Origin of the sequence: Rhodococcus sp. NPDC076796, assembly GCF_040702765.1 — a bacterium.
Classification (GTDB): domain Bacteria; phylum Actinomycetota; class Actinomycetes; order Mycobacteriales; family Mycobacteriaceae; genus Rhodococcoides.
In genome coordinates this window covers 641,708-661,837 of sequence record NZ_JBFBMS010000002.1, presented here as the reverse complement: position 1 = coordinate 661,837, position 20,130 = coordinate 641,708, and the positions used below count along the sequence as shown (strand labels likewise).

Here is a 20,130-nt window from a genome sequence, read left to right as displayed (position 1 = left end):
GATGTTCGAGGTCGACGCCGCGTCGCGCAAGCTCGGAATCGAATTGATCGAACTGTCACCCGGGCACGCCAGGATGTCCATGGTCGTCACCGAGGACATGGTCAACGGGTACGCCATCACCCACGGCGGCTACGTGTTCCTGTTGGCGGACACCACCTTCGCGATGGCCTGCAACTCCCACGAGGACTCGGCCGTCGCGGCCCGCTGCGACATTCGTTACCTGCGTCCGACGAAGACCGGCGACGTCCTGGTCGCAGACGCCGTCGAGCGTGCGAGGTTCGGCCGCAACGGGCTGTACGACGTGTCGGTGACGTGCCGAGGTGAGCTGATCGCGGAGTTCCGAGGCGACAGTCGCACGATAGCGCGGTAGCGATCCAGCACGTGGAAGTACTGTGAGTCGATGACCACTGCAGACCTCTCGGCGCTGGCAGACGCAACTGCCACGGCAGTGGGCGGCGCAGTGTCGGTGATGGATCCGCAGGGTTACGTCGTTGCATACTCGTCCGTTCCAGGCCAGCCGATCGACGACGTGCGGCGCGACGGGATTCTGGGTAAGCAGGTCCCGGCCCGATACATGGTGCACCACATCGATCCGCTCTTTCGGCGCAGTTCGACGGTCCACGTGGTCGATGTTCCGGGCGCGTTGCCGCGACTGGCGGTGGCCGTCTCGTCGGACGGCGAGTACCTCGGCTCGATCTGGTGCATCGTGTCCACGGCTCCGTCTGGCCCACCCGATCGCGGGGCGGTGACCGCATTGACTCGCGCGGCCGCTGCGGCGGTGCCACTGCTCCTCGCTCGACGTCGTCCGGCCGGACCCGGTAACCCCAGGGCACGTGCGTTGTTGACCGATCCCGCCGTCGTCACCTCGCCCGATAGCTGCTTCGCGGTCGTGGCAGCGAAGGTTGACTCTGCGCAACCCGAGGCCCTGCTCGTGCAGCTCGGGGGTCTGTTGGAGCTCACGTTCGGCGGTGATGCAGATTCCGGGTTCATCGTCGACGATCACGTCGTGTTCTTCGTCGTGGCCAGGGACGACGACCGCGGTGTCGCCGAGGAGGCCGAGGAGGTCCGACGGCGGGCGGAGGTGGCATTCGGTGTGCCGGTGACCTTCGCGATCGGCGGGCCGCATGCGCGACCTTCGGTGGCGCGTAGTCACGCACACTGGGCGCTCGATGCGATCGAGAACGGTTCGCCTACCACAACATTCGAGCAGAGTCGGGTACCGGTCACTCTGAACAGGGCGACCGATGCGCTCTCGGACGTGCCACTGGCGATTCCGGCCGTCGAACGGATGCTCTCCTACGACGCTGCCGAAGGTACCGACTACGGCGCGACGGTGCTGGCCCTACTCGCGCACGAATCCAACGTCGCCGCAGCGTCGGCATCGCTGTATCTGCACGCCAACACCTTTCGCTACCGGCTGCGGCGGACGAAGGAACTCTTCGATCTCGATCTCGATGATCCCGATACCCGATTGCTCGTGTGGATGTCGCTCCGGCTCAGGGCCGGACGGTGAGCACCTTGCCTGGATTGAGCAGATAATGCGGGTCCAGTAGTTCCTTGATGCCACGCTGCAGTTCGGCTGCGACCGGGTCGAGTTCGGTTTCGAGAAGGTCCCGCTTGAGCAGTCCCACTCCGTGCTCGCCGGTGATGGTTCCCCCGAGTGAGAGAGCGAAGGCCGCGATCTCGTCGAATGCTCGGTGGGCCTTGGCCAACGATGCCGGATCGATGGGGTCGACGATGACCGTCGGATGGATGTTGCCGTCGCCGGCGTGGCCGACGACTCCGATGACGATGCCCAGCCGATCTGCGACCCGACCAACCTCGTCGATCATCGTCGCGAGTTGTGAAATGGGTACGGACACATCGTCGACCAACGGTGAACCCAGCCGCTCGAGCGCAGGGTAGGCCATTCGACGGGCCTGAACGAGCTGCTCCGACTCGACTTCGTCCTCGGCGACGGCTACGTCCACCGCGCCGGATTCGGTGCACAGCGCGGCAATGGCTTCGAGTTCCTGCACGGCACCGTCGCCGATGTCGGACTGTGCGATCAGCACTGCGGCGGCGTCGGTACCGAAATCCATCCGCGCGTAGGCGTCGATGGCGGCAATGGTGGTGCGGTCCAACAGCTCGAACAGGCTCGGGGTGATACCTGCCGCACGAATCCGCGACACTGCCTCTCCTGCAGCGACAGTGGACGGGAAGGTAGCGGCCATCGTGAGCGGGGTTGCACTGGGGAAGTCGAGGCCGACGGTGGCCTCGGTGATGATGCCGAGGGTTCCCTCCGATCCGACGAACAAGTCCGCAAGAGACAGGCCTGCAACACCTTTGACGGTGCGTCGACCCACGAACGTCGCGCGGCCGTCGGCGAGTACGACACGCAGGCCACGCACGAACCGTGCTGTGACGCCGTACTTCACGCAGCAGAGCCCACCTGCGTTGGTGGCGATGTTGCCCCCGATGGTCGACGCCTCCCAGCTGGACGGGTCGGGAAGATACGTCAGACCCTGTTCTCGAGCAGCGTCTTTCAGTTCTTTGTTCGTCACGCCGGGTTGCACGACGGCGATGCGGTTGACGATGTCGAGTTCGATGATCTTGTTCATGCGGCGGGTGTTGAGTGCGATGGCTCCGGCACTGGAATTTGCAGCACCCGCCAGGCCGGTCAATGCACCCTGTGGCACCACCGGAATGCGGTGTGCCGACGCGATGCTCATGATCGCCTGGACGTCCGACTCGGTGGTCGGTAGTACCGCGGCGAGCGGAAGGGTGGATTCGCAGAGGGCTGCCGCGTCACGTCGGTAGCTTTCGAGGATGTCCGGGTCGGTCACCACCGCGTCGGAGCCGAGCGCGCGCGTCAATTCGTCGAGGATCGGAGAGTCGAGCACGAGCGTCGACGATGGTGCAGTCATGAGTTCGAGTATGACCGGCGTCACTGGCGGTGTCTGCGTCGTTTCGGACGAATACTTGCGCTTCGGTCGGTAGATTTCGACGAACTTGTGGCTGACCATGCTCGTCATGGCCTGCGCCACCTTGACAAACCATCGTGTCGACGGTCACAGTGATTACCGACCGAATGGACGGTGAGTTATATCCGGTTTTCGGTCGCCGAGATTGTTCGTGTTCCAACCCTATTACCCTGCCTCACGACACTCCGAATCGCCGCTCCTGTATTCGAGCGCCGGAGCCCGAACGAAACGAGACAAGTCGATGTCAACACAGGTCGAGACGCCTACCGGGGTGTCGCGCGAGCATCGCCGCGCCGCGATGGCCAGCATGGTCGGAACCACGGTCGAGTGGTACGACTTCTTCATCTACGCGCAGGCAGCGTCGCTGATCTTCGCCCAATTGTTCTTCGCGCCCATGGGCTCGTCCGGACAGCTCGTCGCCTACGTCACCATCGGCATCAGCTTCATCTTCCGGCCTCTCGGGGCAATCGTCGCGGGCTACTTCGGCGACAAGATCGGCCGCAAGAAGGTCCTCATAGCCACCCTCACCCTGATGGGCGCGGCCACCGTCGGCATGGGACTGCTGCCGACCTACGCCACCATCGGCATCTGGGCTCCGATCATTCTGATCGTGCTGCGCATCCTGCAGGGATTCTCCACCGGCGGCGAGTGGGGCGGTGCGGCGCTGATGGCCGTCGAGCACGCGCCGAAGGGCAAGCGTGGAATCTACGGTGCCGCAACCCAGATGGGTGTCCCGCTCGGCATGCTCATCGCGGTGGGAACTCTGGCGCTGTGCACCGGTCTGCTCAGCGAAGAGCAGTTCGAGGCCTGGGGCTGGCGCATCCCGTTCCTGATCAGCTTCGTGCTCATTCTCGTCGGCTTCTACATCCGACGTCGCGTCGAGGAGACGCCGGTGTTCAAGGAGCTCTCGGAACGCAAGGAGCGCAACCACACTCCGGTCCGTTCGCTGTGGCGCACCAACAAGAAGCAGGTCATGCTCGCTGCGCTGTCGTTCATCGGCACGAACGGCAACGGCTACATCATCGTGGGCGGTTTCATCGTCGCGTACTCGACGCGTGAACACGGGCTGGCTCGCGTGGACGTGTTGGTGGCCAGCTTGTTCGCGGCCATCGTCTGGGGAGTGTTCACCCTCCTCGGCGCGCATCTGTCCGATCGTTACGCCCGAACCACCATCATGAACCTCGGTAACGCGGCAATGGTGTTGTGCGCCATCCCGTTCTTCTTGCTCGTCGACACCGGTGAACTGCACTGGATCTACGTGGCCCTCGGACTGTTCGCCGTCGGACTCGGACTGTCGTACGGCCCTCAGCCGGCTCTGTACGCCGAAATGTTCCCCGCAGCAGTGCGATTCAGTGGTGCGTCCATCGGTTACGCCATCGGCACCGTGCTCGGTGGTGCCTTCGTTCCGACCATCTCCGAGGCGTTGTTCACGGGAACCGGTACCTCGATGTCGATCTCGATCTACCTGATGATCCTGGCGGCGATCTCCTTCGTGGCAACCTCGCGCATCAAAAACCGTCGAGACGAGGATTTGAACGTCTGACATGTTTGCAACGACAGCCCCGAAACCTCTCAGGTTTCGGGGCTGTCGTGTGTCGGAACTTGTTGCGGCTGATGGAATAGACCGTCGATCTGATGTGACTCGGCCTAAAAGCAAGCGTAGTCGGGTTCACTACAGCGTCGGGAACCGCTCTTTCTGGCGCGACAACATGTGCAGATTGCTGTGGTCTGGATCGGGGCGGCTGACGTCAAAGTACAATTACGTTGCTGCGTGGGGCCGCTGTTGGGGTTGCACCCGACAGATCCCGCCGGTCGGGGAGGTTCTCTACGGCAACTGCACTCCAGGTAAACCCGGCACCTGCACTCAGTAGAATGTAGATCCCCTCTGAGTCGTCGATGGTGCGATCGGCGATCGCATCGGCCAGGTTGCCGATGAGGTCGCCGGCCCCGAGATGCCCAGTTTGTTCGCCGTAATCCACCATTGGTGCATGAAACCACCGCTGTAGAAGCGGGCGGTACGTCGATTCGAGAATGTCGCTGTTGAGTCTGGGTGTGAAAACGGCACGAATGCGAGAGTCCTCACCGTCGATTCCGATCTCATGGAGAACGCGCTGCACTACAGTGTCAATGGCCCGGCGCTCTCGATCTGCGTAAGCACCCGGTTCAGCCGTGCGAAGGTGTCGCTTCTTGGCATCGCGCACGTCGACTGTTCCGCGGTACCACCGTGCAGCCGGCGCAAACGGATCCGCGCCGCGGTTCATAACCTCCAGTTCGGGTGCGGCATCACTTGCCACTGCTCGGATGCATAGTCCTCCAGTCGTTTCGACAACACCGGGACCGAGGAGTAGGGCAGTTCCTCCGTCTCCGTAGACACTGCCGTAATCGCTGGCCTGTCGATCAAAACCAGGCGACTTGAACGAGTCGCCCGTGGTGATGAGGCATAGCCCGCCTCTGCCGGACGGGTGTTGTCTTCCCAGTCGGTCCTGCGCGATTTCGATCGCCGCAGCAGCGCCGTTGCACATTTGATTGATGCCGATGGGCATCGCAGACAGCGCCCCGACACAGTGTGCGACGTAGTGCGCCGGTGACCAGAAGTCGTGACCTTGGTAATGACTCCAGGCGTGCAGCACCAAAGAGATGTCGCCGGGGTCGACCCCTGCTGATTCGATGACGGCGACTGCTGCGTCGACGGCCAGTTCTGGTCCGGATGTCGTTGCGACAGAGGCTGTCCGGCCTGGCTCGGTCTCGACTCGTCCGTCGGGTATCGAGCTGGATGCCCCCAGAATGGTCGGATAGTGCTTCGAAGAAACAGGGTTCGTCGACTCATAAGTCATGACCACCGCAATCCCCCGTTTACCTCGAGTACGTGACCGTTGATGTAGTTGCCTCGGTGGGAGGCGAGGAACCTGACGCTGTCACCGATTTCGTATCCAGCTCCCTTTCGGTTCGACAGCAAGCGCGGACTGACCTCGTCCCAGGCGATGTCGTTCGACGTCAAGCGCTGTCCCATCCCGGTATCGATGAATCCCGGGGCCACCGCGTTGACGGTGATCCCGCGCTCCGCGGTCTCTTCTGCGCATACTTTCGTCAACATGTCGAGCGCAGCCTTGGAGACACAGTACGCACTCGCGCCCACCGAGGGTCGGGTGGACAGAGCAGAGGAGACGATAATGATGCGTCCGGTGCCGTTCGGCAGATGCGGTAGGGCCGATTGAATGCAGTTGAATGTTCCGGTCACATTGGTGTCGATTACGGCTCGCCAATCGTCCGGATCTATTGTCTCGATGAGTCCGTCATTGGTGATGCCGGCATTGGCGACGACGATGTCCACCCGTCCGAACTCGGCTGCGACTCCAGCGAACAAGTCGTCGATCGAGTACCGGTCGAGGATGTCGACCGGCGCGTAGCGGGCCCGGGCGGGGCTCAGCTGTGCGATGGAAGTGAAGTGGTGCTCGCGGCGTGCGGCGCACGTGACATGTGCTCCGGCGATGAGTAGCGACTCGGCGATGCTTGCTCCCAAACCGCTGGTTCCCCCGGTGACCACTGCCACCTTGTCGCGCAGGTCCATGTGCCTTCCCGTCTGCTTGGTCTCGGAGATCAAATGATGCCGACCATCGGCGCGTTCTCCTGCACCCGATCCCAGGCTGCGGAATTCCGGCCGCCCGCCCGGAGAACGTTGGCCAGGCGTTCACGCATGATGATGTTGGTCCCATCCGAGTGCAGCCAGATGGAGGCGTCGCGCAGAAGCTTCTCGATTCCGTTCTCGCGCATCACGCCCGCACCGCCCCACAACTCCATCGCCTTGCGTGCGGACTCGAAGACCCGCTCGGAGGCAACGAGCTTGGGCGTGATGGCGAGGATGGGGTCGAATGTCTCGGGTGATCGTGCCTGCCACGCCGCTCGCCAGATGTAGTTGCGGGTGAGGTCGACGTTGACGTACATGTCGGCGAGGTAGGACCCGACAGCTTGATGTTCGACAATTGGCTTGCCGCCCTGCACTCGGTGTCGACACCAGTCGAGTGTGCGGTCGAAACATTCACGGGCAATACCGAGTGCACAAGCAGCCGCGTACGAATTGCTGGCGCGCAGAAGCCGACCCACGCTCTGCAGGGCAAGGCCAGGCTCGCCCAGCGTTGCCCCGTCGGGAACGAACACTCCCTCGTAGAAGATCTCGGAGTTGTTCGCGATTCTCTCCCCGCTCTTGTCGTGCACTTTCCCGATTCGCAGTCCCGGTGAGTCGGCGGGGACGACGAATGCTGTCACCGACTCCGTGATGGGCCCCTCGCGATCGGTTCGCGCGAAACACAGAATGGTGTCGGATCGGTTGGCATTGGAGATGTAATGCTTGAACCCGTTGATGACGTGTCCTCCGTCGACCCTCTGCGCGAAGGTCTGCATCCCCGCGCCCGGAGCTCGGTACGGCAGCAGATTGTCCGATGCAGCGTTGGGTTCGGTGAACGAAGCCGCGAACAAGCCCCTGGGGTTGGCAGCGTTACGAGCCAGGTAGCGCGCGTGCTGGTCCGTTGTGCCCAGTTCGTACAACATCTGTCCGAACTTCCAGTGTTGCGCCAGCACGACGGCGCTGCCTAGGTCTGCCGCGGCAATCTCTTCGAGAATGACTGTGTTGGTGACATAGTCGGTGGACGAGCCGCCGAACTCCGGCGGTAGGGGAGCCTGTCGAAGGCCACGGGCATCGGCTTCTTCGACAATGGCCCACGACCATGCGGCCTCCGGGTCGGGTTTTGCATCAAGTTCCGCCGCAACGGGTCTGATGACCTCGGTCGCAAAATCTCTTGCAACGTCACGCCAATGAATCATTTCGGGGGTGGGTGTGAAATCCATGATCTCCGACTTTCTATCCGATGTGGGTGGAAGTGCGCTGGGGGGATGGCAGGGCGTAGGACAGCAGCGCACCGATGAAGGCGAGCCCAGCTCCCGCCCACCACGCGGCTCGGAGACCGTCGAGAAGGTCGCCTCCGGTGCCGCCCGATTGCAGAACGGTGGAACTGGCGGCGGCGACGCTCAGGATGGCTGCGAGTCCGATGGCCCCGCCGAGACGGTATGTGGTCGAGATCAATCCGGATACGGTGCCCGATTCGGCACTCGATGTGCCTTGTGCGGCGGCGATGAACGAGGTCGCCTGCGCTATGCCCCACCCCAGCGACCACAGAATGGACGGTCCGAGGAACTCCGACGCAAAACTTTCGTCGGATCCGATCCGAGTGCTCCAGAGCAGGCCCACGGCGGAGAGCATCAAACCCGCACTGAGCGAACGCCGTAGGCCCACCTTCGCGATCAGCATCTGAACGCGGGTGGATGCGGCGAACAGGATGATGCTGATGGGGAGAAACGCAAAGCCTGCCGCTACAGGGTCGAATCCGTGCTCACGCTGCAGATATATCGTGTAGGTGAAGTAGGTGACCTGTCCCAGCGCGCCGGTGATCGCAACGATGACGATCCCTATCGAGACCGCGCGGTTGCGGAAGATGCCGAGGTGGACCAACGGGGTTTCGGCCCGGCGCTGCCACAGCGTGAACAGAGCCACGACCACAGCTCCCGATCCGAGCGAGCCGAGCGTGGAGTACGACGTCCATCCACTTTCCCCGGCGATCGCGACCCCGTAGGCGATTGTCGACAGTCCCACGGCCGCGAGCATGGCACCGATCACGTCGGGCCGGCCGATCGTACGGGGACGGCCTGGGGGCAGTAGAGCGGAGCCTGCCAGAACAGCCACGCCCACAGGAACGTTGACCAAGAAGTTCCACCGCCACGATGCGGACGTGAGGAGTCCACCCGCCACCATCCCGACACCTCCTGCGAGTCCAGACATAGCTCCCCACAGTCCGAGCACCCTGTTGCGCTGCGCGCCTTCGAACTCGGCCACCAGGATCGCCATGGCAACCGGAGACATCGCCGCGGCACCGACGCCTTGAACACCGCGAGCTGCGATCAATTCGATGGGGGTAGAGGCCAATCCGCAGGCGAGCGAGGCGACGGTGAACAACAGTGTGCCGGCGATGAACACCCGCCTGCGGCCGATGTAGTCGCCCAAACGTGCGCCGAGTAGGAGCAGTCCGCCGAAGGGTAGGGCGTACGCATTGACGACCCAGGGGAGGGCGGATCCGGAGAGTCCCAGGGAGTCCTGCATGGACGGCAGGGCAACGTTGACGATCGTGGCGTCCATCGAGACCATGAACTGAGATCCGACGAGTATCAACGTCACGAGCGCAGTTGCCTGCTTCGATTTACCGAATCGCCGTGGATGGTGGATTTGGTCGGTCATTGTCGGAGCTCACGGGAATCTCGCAGCGCGGCAATGGTGTCGGCCGCATCGCGTAGTGACGCTGCCTGCAGCAACAGCTTCGCCGGAATATCGACGGTGAGGTCGGATTGTAGCCGTGTCTTCACCTCGAGCGACATGATCGAGTCGAGTCCGATGTCCCGTGCGCGCGAATCGGCCGACAGCTTTGCCTTGGGCTTGCGCAGGGTGCTCGCCACTGTGGTCATCAACAGGTCGAGTACGTCCACGTCCGTGGCGGTGTCCGCACTGTTCTGTTGGGCAGCAGGCGTTCTTGCCGCCGGGGCCGACGAAGAAGCCGGGGGCACAGTCGAGCGGGCAGGCTCGGTGGAACGAGGGCCGGTAGACCGGGGTGCGGCGGGCTGAGGTGCGGCGGGCTGAGGTGCCGAGGGCTGCGCGGGGGCGGTACGTGCAGGGGGCGACGCCGGGAGCCGCGTGTCGGCAGTGCCGCCGGGGTTCACCTCGATACGCCCGGACAACCGAATGTGCAGTCCAGAGGTGGGCTCGACGATGTCGAGGTCGCCGGACAGCACGATCGATGACTCCGCGGAGGGAGCCGGTGCGACGGTCGCCTGCGGTGCGAGTGGATCGGCTACCTCGGTGGCGGCCCCGTGGGGACGCCACTGACTGTCGATAGGTGCGGATGTTCGGACGTTCACGCCGGTGAATTCGGCCATCGTTTCATTCCTTTCGTCGAGTACGACGACGTCGGCTCGGGTGGTTCCGTCGACACCGTTGTCGCGAAGGGTGATGTGACTGGTCATCGTGGTGGCCGATCCGAGGATGCGTATTCGATCGATGTGTTCGGCCACCATCCAGCCCGGTCGCTCGAGCAATGCGAGCAGCGGGGTCAGGCATGCCTCGACCAACGCGGGGTGCAACGGGGATCCGTCGTCCTCGAGAACATTCGGGCGAACGACCTTGGCAGACAAGGCACCACGTGCCCGGTGCACCGCCTGCACGCCGCGGAATCGAGGGCCCCAATCGAGGCCTCCTGCCTGTGCTGCGGAGTAGAAGTCGGATCCGAGGACCGTCGATCCGTTGACGGGTGTCACCGCCACCGTCACAGGCGTTGCGTCCACCGAGTCGTAGATGGTGCACTCGAAGTATCGAACTCCTCGGCCGTCGATCAGTTCGCATCGAACTTTGTTCTCGGACTGCACGTGTGCATCAATGAACAGTGCAGAATCGGCGGTGAACAGCGGCTCGAAGAAGTGCGCGTCTCGAATCGTCACGTGATCCGTGCCCAGAATCGACACCGCCACTCGTCGAGCATGTTCGATCATGGTGGCACCCGAGATCATGGGCGATCCCAGCAGCACGTGTTCGTCCAAGTACGGCGACTGTGCTGCATCCAGGATGATCGGGTGGGTCTGCTTCGGGGTGTCCGCCGACGGTATCGAGTTCGTGTCGAACGCATCGTCGAGCCAGAAGCGTTCTCGTTGCCATGCGTAGCGGGGCATTGGCACGCATCGCCCGTTTTCGTACAGGGCGGCGAAGTCGATGTCGATGCCGGCCGAGTACAGCGCGGCCACATTCTGGAGGATTTCGGCACGTTCCGGTTGGTTGCGGGTGGTGGTGGATACCGTCACGCTGTCGGTGGCCGAGTCGTTGTCACGAATTGCGCTGCTCAATAGCGGATGGGGTGAAATTTCGACAAAGACGGTGGGTCGGTCGGCGGCGATGCTGGAAATAGCCTCCTCGAAGCGAACTTGGTTGCGCAGGTTCGACGCCCAGTAGTCCGCATCCAGTTCAGCGCCGTCGATTCGTGCTGCCGCAACCGTGGAGAAGAAGTCGATCTCGGTGCTGCGTGGCGAGAGATTGGCAAGATCGGCAGCAAGCGGCCGCGTCAGTGGGTCCATCTGCGGACTGTGGCTGGCCACGTCCACGGCAACGCGTCGGACGAAATAGCCGGCGGCGTCGAGGTTTTTCTCGGCATCCTCGATGTGCGTAGTCGGGCCCGAGATCACCGTCGAGGTCGAGCTGTTGACGACCGCAACCACCACGTCGGTGTTGTTGTCCGCGATCCACTGTTCCATGACGGTCGCCGGAGCACCGACCACAAGCATTGCTCCTTCGCCGGCCACCGTGCTCATCGCGGACGATCGAAGACACATGATGCGTGCACCGTCAGCGACGCTCAGAGCTCCCGAAATACATGCTGCCGCAACTTCTCCCATGCTGTGGCCGACGACGATACTTGGATCGACCCCGAAACGCTGCCAGGTTCGCGCTAGCGCCACCTGCATGGCCCAGAGGCTCGGTTGCACGACGTCGATTCGGTCCCACTGCTGCGTATCGTCGGTCAACGCGTCGATCAAGGACCACCCGGCGGCGTCGACGATCGCTTGCTCGCATTCGAGTACGGCAGATCGGAACGCAGGCGAGGTCTTCAGGAGATCTCGTCCCATGCCGAACCATTGAGATCCCTGCCCGGGAAAGACGAAGACAACTCGACGCGGAATGCGACGAAGCTGTTCCGGGGGATCGTGCAGAATCGCGCGCAACGCGTCGCTGATCTCGTCGTGGGTGTCGCCCACGACCGCGGTGCGCGCGGCATGATGTGTGCGGCGCATGGCCGCCGTGTGGCAGATATCTGCCAGCGCGACATCTGCGCCCGAGCCACCCGCACCGAAGTAGGCGAGGTGGAAGCGAATGGTGTCGCGCAGCGATTCTTCGGTGCCGGCGGACAGGGTCAGCACGTGGGCGGTGCCGGACTCGCTGCGTGCGGCATCGGTCCGAGGCGTCGGGTTCGGTGCCGGTGCTGGGGCGAGGACGACGTGGACGTTCGTGCCCGAGACGCCAAACGCGTTGACGCCGACGACCGCGTGGTCGCCGAGTGGTGTGGCTTTTGTCGGAATTCGTATCGACATTGCGTCCCAATCGATCTCGGGATTGGGGCGGACGAAATTGAGGTTGGCGGGGATGACTCGGTGTTTACTCGCCAGCACCGCTTTGATCGTTCCCAGGATTCCGGCGGCTGCTTCGGCGTGTCCAATGTTCGTCTTGACGGATCCGACGTACAGCGGGTTCGACGGCGACCGGTCGCGGCCCAGCACATCGTGGAGGGCACCGAGTTCCACGGGGTCGCCGGCCTGCGTCCCGGTTCCGTGTGCCTCGACGAAGGCGACGGTGCATGGGTCGATCCTGGCATCGGCGTACGCACGTTCGAGCATCAGTCGTTGACCCGAACGAGCCGGTGCCATGAACAGGTCACTGCCGGATCCGTCGTTGCTGCTTCCACTGCCTGCGATCACGGCATGGATCGGGTCGCCGTCTGCGAGAGCGTCGGCAAGAGGCCGCAGAAGCAGGACGCCGATCCCTTCGCTTCGGACGAATCCGTCGGCGTCGGCATCACCGAACTTGCAGCGGTTGTCGGGGGAGAGCATGCCCGCGTCGGAGAACGCCCGGCTCTCCCACGGACCGAGTATCAGGTGCACACCGGCCGCGATCGCGGCGGTACACTCGCCGTCCCTGAGGCTGCGACTGGCCAGGTGAACCGCGCTGAGCGACGAAGCGCATGCCGAATCTATGGACAGTGCAGGGCCATTGAGGTCGAAGACGTACGACACGCGACCTGCCATGGACGAACGCGCACCGCCACCCATGACGCCGTACACGTTGGGATCGGAGCGGTGCCGGCGCTCCCAGTAGTTCGAGGTATCGGTACCGACGAAAACCCCGGTATTGGTTCCTTGCCACTTCTGCCGTGGGTGGCCCGCGTCCTCGAACGCCTCCCATACACATTCGAGAAGAAGACGTTGCTGCGGATCCATCGACTCGGCTTCACGGGGTGAAATGGAGAAGAACTCCGCGTCGAAACCGGCAACGTTGTCGACGAATCCACCGCGACGCATCCGCGGGTCGTCAGTGTCATCGACCCGAAACCTGTTCGCAGGAACGTCGCAGATCGCGTCGACGCTTTCCATCAGAAGGTTCCAGTACTCGTCTACTCCGTGAACTCCTGGTGCCCTGCACGCCATACCTACGATGGCTATGCCCTCCCCGATATTGCTGTCGCTATCTGTCGGTCGTTCGCGCATCGCGCACCGTTCCTGTTCGTCAGTACCGAGTGATGCAGGTCAGTGGGAGATCGTGAGTACAGCTTTTCCGCCGGGCAATTCGCGTCGTTTCATCAGTTCGATGACATGAGTGAGTTCCGACCAACTGACGCAGTACCCGGGTGTCGGATCGAGGCGGCCGTCGGCGGCCAAGCTCACGAGCAATTCGAGGTCCTCGCGTTCGGGGTACTCGACTGCATACGACATGTAGTTGGTGATCGTCGCGCCCTCGTGACCAATGAACGAGAAGACATCGAGCTCGGCCTTGGTGCCGGAACTGTTGCCGATCATTACCAGCGTGCCCTTGGGTGCCAGCACGGACAGTGCGGCTTCGAGTGCTGCGCCGCCGACGGATTCGATGATCAGATCGAAAGGACCTGATGCATCCGACGGGGTAGTTGTGACCTCGGTTGCTCCGAGTTCGATCAGTTCGCTGGCTTCGTTCTCGCCGGCTGTCGTGATCGCTGTAACCGACGCACCTGCGGCACTGGCCAATTGGATCTGAAATCGACCCACGCCGCCGTTGGCACCGGTGATCAGGACCTTGCGTCCCAGGAGTTCGCCACCCAAGCGCACGGTTCGTAGCGCGGTCAGTCCCGCCATCGGTAGAGCGGCAGCGATGTTGGTGCCCAACGTATCTGGGAGGACGGCCATTCGATCGGTTCGCACGGCTGCGAGTTCGGACCATCCTGCTCCGTCGACCATTCCGACAATGGGTGTGCCTGCTTTGGGTCCGCTCCCGTCTGCGGCCGCATCGATTACGATGCCGCTGATGTCCTGGCCGGGTCGCCAGCCGTGGCCCCTCGCGGCCATGAGGGCGAGTTCCCCGCGGTTGACAGAGAACGAATGGATCCGCACGAGAGCCTCATCGGCGGCCGGCTTCGGATCTTCGGCTTCGATGCGTTGGATGGGAGTATCAGAGTCAGGGGTGTTGATCGTCGTGTACATCGGCGTATCCGATCTCGTCGTATGGTCACACCGAGACGGTGTGAATCTGTACGACGACGAGTCAACGCCGCTCTGTCGTCGCGAACCAGAAGCAATTCGCGCACTCAGGGTTCACAAAAAACGATCAGAGAAGATCAGACGCGGGCGCACGCCTCGGCCAGCGCATCCACAATCGGAGTTTTTTCCCGCACAGCCAGCCACATTTGCACGACCATGCCAGGATCGGTCACGGAACGGAAGGAAACGCGTTCGGTCGACAATGCCTGCGCGGAGCCCTCGTACATCGCCGTCCACGACGGTGGTCCCGATCCGAGTTCGAGCACCGTAGTCTGCAGATCTCGAAACGGAATTCCCGTAGGTGGCTCGAACCCGGCGTCGGCACAGGCACGGAGCACCGTGGCGGCGAAGGCGGGGTTCTGCTCGGACGGAATCAGCCGAAGTGGAAGGTCTGCCAGATCGGACAACGCTAGATCGGGCTTGGACGCCAGTGGGTGGCGCGTGGGAATCGCCACGACGATTCGGTCGAACCATGCCGGAATCATCTCCAGATCTTGATCGTTTCGGGGCAGCCGAACCAGTGCGGCATCGAGTGAACCCGAACGGACGGCGTCGAGTTGCTCCCAGACCTGTCCTATTTCCAGAGTGACGAGCAAATCGGCAAAATGTGTTCCGAGGTGGTCCAGCACCAGGTCGACGCGGGTTCCCGAGCCTCCAGCTATCCCCAGCCGGAGGTGTGGTGGCGCGTCCGGCTCATCGGAACGAAATCGCACGGTTGCCGCGGCATGTGACACTGCGTCGAGTACTGCTCGAGCCTCCGGGACGAGCCTGCGTCCCGCAGCGGTAAGCGTTACCTGACGTTTGGACCTATCGAACAACGGTTGGCCAAGTTCGTGTTCGAGTCTTCGGATCTGTTGACTGACCACGGCCTGGACGACGTGCAGTCGTTCTGCCGAACGGGCGAAGTGTAGTTCTTCGGCGACCACCAAGAAGTATTTGAGCTGCTTGATCTCCATCTCGAAACCGCCCCCTGCTCAGACTCCGTATGCATAGAACCTACCGATCAGTATCCAGTGTGTACCGCTCGTCTGCTCGATTGAGGCATCGAACACTGAGGCTCAACTGTGCGCGTGCAACGGCCGTCCCGACAGCGCCATCATTGCCTCGCCTAACGCCTCGTTCTGCGTGGGGTGTGCATGCACGAAGCTACCGACCTCTGATGGCAATGCTTCCCATGCGACTGCGAGTTGCGCCTCACCGATCAACTCGCCCACTCGATCGCCGACAAGGTGGACGCCGATAACCGGACCGTCGTCGCGTGCTCGAATCACCTTGACTCCACCTGCGGTGGCGAGGATTCGACTCTTGCCGTTCCCGCCGAGGTCGTAGACCACCGATGTCACTGTGCCGTACTTCTGCTCAGCGGCCTTCTCGGTGAGTCCCACCGACGCCACCTCGGGATGCGAATACGTCACGCGTGGAACGACGTCTCCGTCGATACGCGCAGGCGAAAGTCCGGCGATGTGCTCGGCGACGAACATACCGTGCTGAAAACCTCGGTGCGCCAACTGATACCCCGCCACGATGTCGCCGACGGCATAGACGCCGTCCGCGGTGGTGAGCAGATTGTCGTCGACAGAGACGAAGCCGCGTTCGGTGGCGATGCCCTGCTCGGTTAGACCCAGACCGTCCGTACGGGGTCCGCGTCCGACAGACACCAGGACGAGATCTGCGGTGAGGCTGTCTCCGGATGACAGTCCCACCGAAACGTCGTCGGGAGATTCGGTGACGGTCTCGACCTTGGTACCGGTACGAATGTCGATGCCGCGCTTGCGTAATGCCTTGGTCAACTGCTTCGAGGCCCACTCGTCTTCACCGGGAACGATGCGATCCAGTGCCTCGACGACCGTGACCTTGGCACCGAACGATGCCCAGATGCTGGCGAACTCGATGCCGATCACACCGCCGCCGAGCACGACGACCGACTCCGGCACCCGGTCCAGCGACAGTGCGCTGTCGCTGGTGAGGACACGCGGCCCCAGTTCGATACCGGGGATGGTGCGTGAGTACGAGCCGGTGGCGAGAACCAGCGAGGCTCCGGTGATGCGTCGACCCTCCACCTCGACGGTGCGAGGACCGACCACCTGGCCGCGACCGGCCACGATCTCGATGTCCGGACGCTTCAGCAGTCCCTGCAGCCCCGCGTACAGACCAGCGACCACGCTGCGCTGATAGTCCAGTGCCGCAGGCATATCAACACCTGTGAGCGACGCGGTGACGCCGACATGCGCCGAGCCGCGGACCGCGTCGGCCACTTCGGCGGTATGCAGCAGTGCCTTGGTGGGGATGCATCCGCGATGCAGGCAGGTGCCACCGAGCTTGTCCTCTTCGATCAATGCCACGGACAGGCCGAGCTGCGCGGCCCGCAGGGCGCAGGAGTACCCACCTGATCCACCGCCGAGAATGAGAACATCGACGTCACTCATCGGACGGAACCCAATGCCACGACGGGGTTCTCGACGAAATCGGCAACAGTGCGCAGGAACCCGCCTGCTACTCCGCCGTCGCACACACGATGATCGAAGGCCAGCGACAGCTGCGCAACCTTGCGCACGGCCAATTGGCCGTCGACCACCCAGGGGCGGTCGATGATGCGCCCAATGCCCAGGATCGCTGCCTCGGGGTGATTGATGATCGCGGCCGATCCGTCGACCCCGAAAACTCCGTAGTTGTTGAGTGTGAACGTTCCGCCGCTCAGGCGGGCTGCGGGGAGGGAGCCGGTTCGCGCCAGCTCGGTCAGCTCGGCCAGCCGCTCGGCGAGCTCCTTCAGATCGGCCTTGTCGGCCTGCGGCACAACGGGAACCATCAATCCGCGATCGGTCTGCGCGGCAATACCCAGTCCGACGTTCTCGTAGCGCAGGATCTCTCCGGCTGCGGTGTCGACCGTGCTGTTGAGCTCGGGGAACTTGGCCAGTGCGATCATCGTGAGCTTGGCGAGGACCGCCAACAGCGTCACCTTCACTCCGTCGATGGATGCGTCGAGGTCGCGTCGGGCCTGCATCAGAGCCGTGGCGTCGACGTCGACCCAGACGGTCGCCTCCGGAATCTCCGCACGACTGCGAGACAGTTTGTCTGCGATGGTCTTACGAATACCGGTGATCGGGATTCGAGTCACGCCCTCGCGCGAAGAAGTGACTGGCGTGGCCAGCGCGCGCTCGACGTCCGCGCGAGTGATGACTCCGTGGCCGCCGGCGGTATCGATAGACGTCAGATCGAGCCCGCCCTGCAGTGCCATGCTCCGAACGATGGGGGAGAGCACCTTCGGTGCATGTGAGCGGAAATTCGTAGCCTGGGTCGAGTTTCCGCTCACCTGCGAAGCTCTTTTTCGACGTCCGGTCGGGCCGTGTCCGGTGCCGTAGCCGATCAGCACATTTCCCGAGCCTGCGCGTTCTTCCTCGCGGTAGCGCTCGTGGGCCGCAGGAACATCGGCGACGGCACCGCCGGTGATGCTGATGAGCGGCGCGCCGACCGCGAGTGACGTGCCCTCGGCCGCATGGAGTTCGCCGACAACACCCTCGAAGGGGCACGGCACCTCGACGGACGCCTTCGCGGTCTCCACTTCGACGACGACCTGATCGATGGTGACGGTGTCGCCGGGCTTGACCTTCCACTCGACGATCTCTGCCTCGGTCAGTCCCTCACCGAGGTCGGGGAGCAGAAATACCTGCATGCTCATACCGAGACCGCCTTGCTGAGATCCGGGGCGTCGTTCCACTGCAGTCGGTCCATGGCATCGAGCACACGGTCGGCGGACGGCAGGTGGAAGTGTTCGAGTTTCGGTGCAGGATAGGGAATATCGAGCCCGGTGACCCTCAGTACGGGAGCATGCAGGTGGTGGAAGCAACGCTCGGATACCCGTGAGGCGATTTCCGCGGCGACACCGGAGAAGCCCTGCGCCTCCTGAATCACGATGCAACGGCCCGTCTTACGTACCGAGGCCGCGACGGTCTCGTCGTCGAACGGATTGAGCGATCGCAGGTCGATCACCTCGACGCTCCGGCCGTCCTCGGCCGCGAACTCCGCAGCCTGCATGGCCACCGACACCGTCGGGCCGTAGGCGAGAAGCGTGACATCGGTACCGGCCCGGCGCACGACCGCCGTGCCGATCGGCTCGGTCTTTCCCAACTCGATGTCGTCCTTGGAGAAATACAGGCGCTTCGGTTCGAGGAAGATCACCGGATCGGGATCTGCGATGGCGTCGCGCATCAGCGAGTAGGCGTCGGCGACGGTGGACGGGGAGACGACCTTCAGCCCCGGCGTGTGGGCGTAGTAGGCCTCGGAGGAGTCACAGTGATGCTCGACGCCGCCGATGCCGCCGGCGAACGGAATCCGAATGACCATCGGCGCGGTGAGCGATCCACGAGTTCTGTTGCGCAGCTTGGCCACATGGGAGACGATCTGCTCGAAGGCCGGGTAGGCGAAGGCGTCGAACTGCATCTCGACGACGGGCTTGTAGCCCGACATCGCCATTCCGATCGCGAATCCCACGATGCCCGACTCGGCAAGTGGGGTGTCGAAGCAGCGGTCGTCGCCGAAGTCCCGGGTCAGTCCGTCGGTGACGCGAAAGACGCCGCCGAGCGTGCCGACGTCCTCGCCGAACACGACGACCTTCTCGTCCTCGGTCAATGCATCGCGCAAGGCTGCATTGAGGGCTCCGGCCATGGTCATCGTGGTCATGACAGTTCTCCTGCTGCGATTTCGGCGGCGATCTGATTGCGCTGGTCGATCAGACCGGGGGTGGGGGAGGAGTAGACGAACCGGAACAGATCCTCGGGGTCGACGTCCTGCTCGACGTTCATGCCGGCGCGCAAAGCTGCAGCGTCGGCGTCGGCGGAAACGGTCATCTGCTCGCGGAGCTCGTCGGTGAGGACGCCCCGACCGTCGAGGTAGGAATCCAAGCGCGAGAGCGGATCTCGGGCCAACCATCCTTCGACCTCGTCGGCCTTGCGGTAACGGGTGGCGTCGTCGGCGTTGGTGTGTGCATCCATGCGGTAGGTGTGTGCCTCGACAACCACCGGTCCTTTGCCTGCGCGGACGTACTTCACGGCCTCGTCCATCACGGCCATCATCGCGACGGGGTCGTTGCCGTCGACCTGCTCGCTACCGATGCCGTAGCCGACGCCCTTGTGCGACAACGAGGGAGCCGCACTCTGACGTGCCAGGGGGACGCTGATGGCGAATCCGTTGTTCTGGACCAGAAAGATGACCGGAGCCCGAAACACCGCAGCGAAGTTGAGGGCCTCGTGGAAGTCGCCCTCGCTGGTGGCACCGTCTCCGCAGAACGCGAGAGCGATGGTGTCTCGTCCCTGCTTGGCCTCGGCGTACGCGAAGCCGGTTGCGTGCAGCAATTGTGTTGCCAGAGGGGTGCATTGGGGAGCGACCTTGTAGGCCGTGGGGTCGTACCCGCAGTGCCAGTAGCCGGCGAGCATGCCCAGCAACTCCACCTGCTCGACGCCTCGTGCGGCGAGGGCCATCGAGTCGCGGTACGTGGGGAACATCCAGTCCTGCTCACCCAGGCAGAGGGCTGCGGCAATCTGGCAGGCCTCCTGTCCGCGGGAGGAGGGATAGACCGCGAGCCGACCCTGCTTGGTCAACGCTGTTGCCTGCTGGTCGAATCGGCGACCGTGCACCATCGAGCGGTACATCTCCAGCAGGCGTTCGTCGGACGGTCGCGCATAGCGTGCGGCGCTGTCGACGCCCGTCCCGTCCGGCGCGAGATATTGCACGGGATGGTCGGCGGGCATGAACTGTTGGTAGGACGTTGCCGGTACCTTCTCGACGGTCGTCATGGCGCACTCTCCTG

At 63.4% G+C, this 20,130-nt stretch carries 15 protein-coding genes; 3 read left to right on the top strand and 12 right to left on the bottom strand.

Annotated features, from left to right (window positions below):
* Position 1: 1 nt before the first annotated feature.
* Together paaI and AB0366_RS08400 are read left to right on the top strand one after the other, a co-directional pair.
* Complete coding sequence (gene paaI / locus AB0366_RS08405) at positions 2–370, top strand: hydroxyphenylacetyl-CoA thioesterase PaaI (RefSeq protein WP_052047418.1); 369 nt, start codon at positions 2–4, stop codon at positions 368–370.
* 30 nt (positions 371–400) lie between these two features.
* Positions 401–1,513: a helix-turn-helix domain-containing protein gene (locus AB0366_RS08400; RefSeq protein WP_366243446.1), complete on the top strand. Its 1,113-nt coding sequence runs from the start codon at positions 401–403 to the stop codon at positions 1,511–1,513.
* Here the strand turns inward: AB0366_RS08400 and AB0366_RS08395 are convergent.
* Positions 1,497–2,906, bottom strand: a complete 1,410-nt coding sequence (locus AB0366_RS08395; RefSeq protein WP_366243445.1) for an FAD-linked oxidase C-terminal domain-containing protein — start codon at positions 2,904–2,906, stop codon at positions 1,497–1,499. The genes AB0366_RS08400 and AB0366_RS08395 overlap by 17 nt on opposite strands.
* Before the next feature lie 298 nt (positions 2,907–3,204).
* Between AB0366_RS08395 and AB0366_RS08390 the strand changes: the two genes are divergently transcribed.
* Positions 3,205–4,506 (top strand): MFS transporter, encoded by a 1,302-nt coding sequence (locus tag AB0366_RS08390; protein ID WP_366243444.1) that lies wholly within the window; start codon positions 3,205–3,207, stop codon positions 4,504–4,506.
* Positions 4,507–4,711: 205 nt separating this feature from the next.
* Here the strand turns inward: AB0366_RS08390 and AB0366_RS08385 are convergent, their stop codons facing one another.
* From AB0366_RS08385 to AB0366_RS08335, 11 genes are all read right to left on the bottom strand, one after another.
* Complete coding sequence (locus tag AB0366_RS08385; RefSeq protein ID WP_366243443.1) at positions 4,712–5,797, bottom strand: ketoacyl-ACP synthase III family protein; 1,086 nt, start codon at positions 5,795–5,797, stop codon at positions 4,712–4,714.
* Positions 5,794–6,531 (bottom strand): SDR family NAD(P)-dependent oxidoreductase, encoded by a 738-nt coding sequence (locus tag AB0366_RS08380; RefSeq protein WP_366243442.1) that lies wholly within the window; start codon positions 6,529–6,531, stop codon positions 5,794–5,796. The genes AB0366_RS08385 and AB0366_RS08380 overlap by 4 nt, the downstream gene beginning before the upstream one ends.
* Before the next feature lie 29 nt (positions 6,532–6,560).
* Positions 6,561–7,805, bottom strand: coding sequence for an acyl-CoA dehydrogenase family protein (locus AB0366_RS08375; protein ID WP_366243441.1), 1,245 nt, complete (start codon positions 7,803–7,805; stop codon positions 6,561–6,563).
* Positions 7,806–7,818: 13 nt separating this feature from the next.
* Positions 7,819–9,246, bottom strand: a complete 1,428-nt coding sequence (locus tag AB0366_RS08370) for an MFS transporter (RefSeq protein WP_366243440.1) — start codon at positions 9,244–9,246, stop codon at positions 7,819–7,821.
* Positions 9,243–13,304 carry an acyltransferase domain-containing protein gene (locus AB0366_RS08365; protein WP_366243439.1) on the bottom strand — a complete coding sequence of 1,354 codons (4,062 nt, stop codon included), beginning with the start codon at positions 13,302–13,304 and terminating at the stop codon, positions 9,243–9,245. Before AB0366_RS08365 ends, AB0366_RS08370 begins: the two co-directional genes overlap by 4 nt.
* Before the next feature lie 39 nt (positions 13,305–13,343).
* On the bottom strand, positions 13,344–14,270 hold the full coding sequence (locus AB0366_RS08360; protein WP_366243438.1) for a zinc-binding dehydrogenase: 927 nt from the start codon (positions 14,268–14,270) through the stop codon (positions 13,344–13,346).
* 134 nt (positions 14,271–14,404) lie between these two features.
* A complete protein-coding gene (locus AB0366_RS08355; RefSeq protein WP_366243437.1) occupies positions 14,405–15,283 on the bottom strand; it encodes a LysR family transcriptional regulator in 879 nt (292 codons plus the stop codon).
* A gap of 102 nt (positions 15,284–15,385) precedes the next feature.
* Positions 15,386–16,753 carry a dihydrolipoyl dehydrogenase gene (gene lpdA, locus AB0366_RS08350; protein ID WP_366243436.1) on the bottom strand — a complete coding sequence of 456 codons (1,368 nt, stop codon included), beginning with the start codon at positions 16,751–16,753 and terminating at the stop codon, positions 15,386–15,388.
* Complete coding sequence (locus AB0366_RS08345) at positions 16,750–18,003, bottom strand: dihydrolipoamide acetyltransferase family protein (RefSeq protein ID WP_366243435.1); 1,254 nt, start codon at positions 18,001–18,003, stop codon at positions 16,750–16,752. Before AB0366_RS08345 ends, lpdA begins: the two co-directional genes overlap by 4 nt.
* Positions 18,000–19,004 (bottom strand): alpha-ketoacid dehydrogenase subunit beta, encoded by a 1,005-nt coding sequence (locus tag AB0366_RS08340; RefSeq protein ID WP_366243434.1) that lies wholly within the window; start codon positions 19,002–19,004, stop codon positions 18,000–18,002. The genes AB0366_RS08345 and AB0366_RS08340 overlap by 4 nt, the downstream gene beginning before the upstream one ends.
* Complete coding sequence (locus AB0366_RS08335) at positions 19,001–20,116, bottom strand: thiamine pyrophosphate-dependent dehydrogenase E1 component subunit alpha (RefSeq protein ID WP_366243433.1); 1,116 nt, start codon at positions 20,114–20,116, stop codon at positions 19,001–19,003. The genes AB0366_RS08340 and AB0366_RS08335 overlap by 4 nt, the downstream gene beginning before the upstream one ends.
* Positions 20,117–20,130 lie beyond the last annotated feature (14 nt).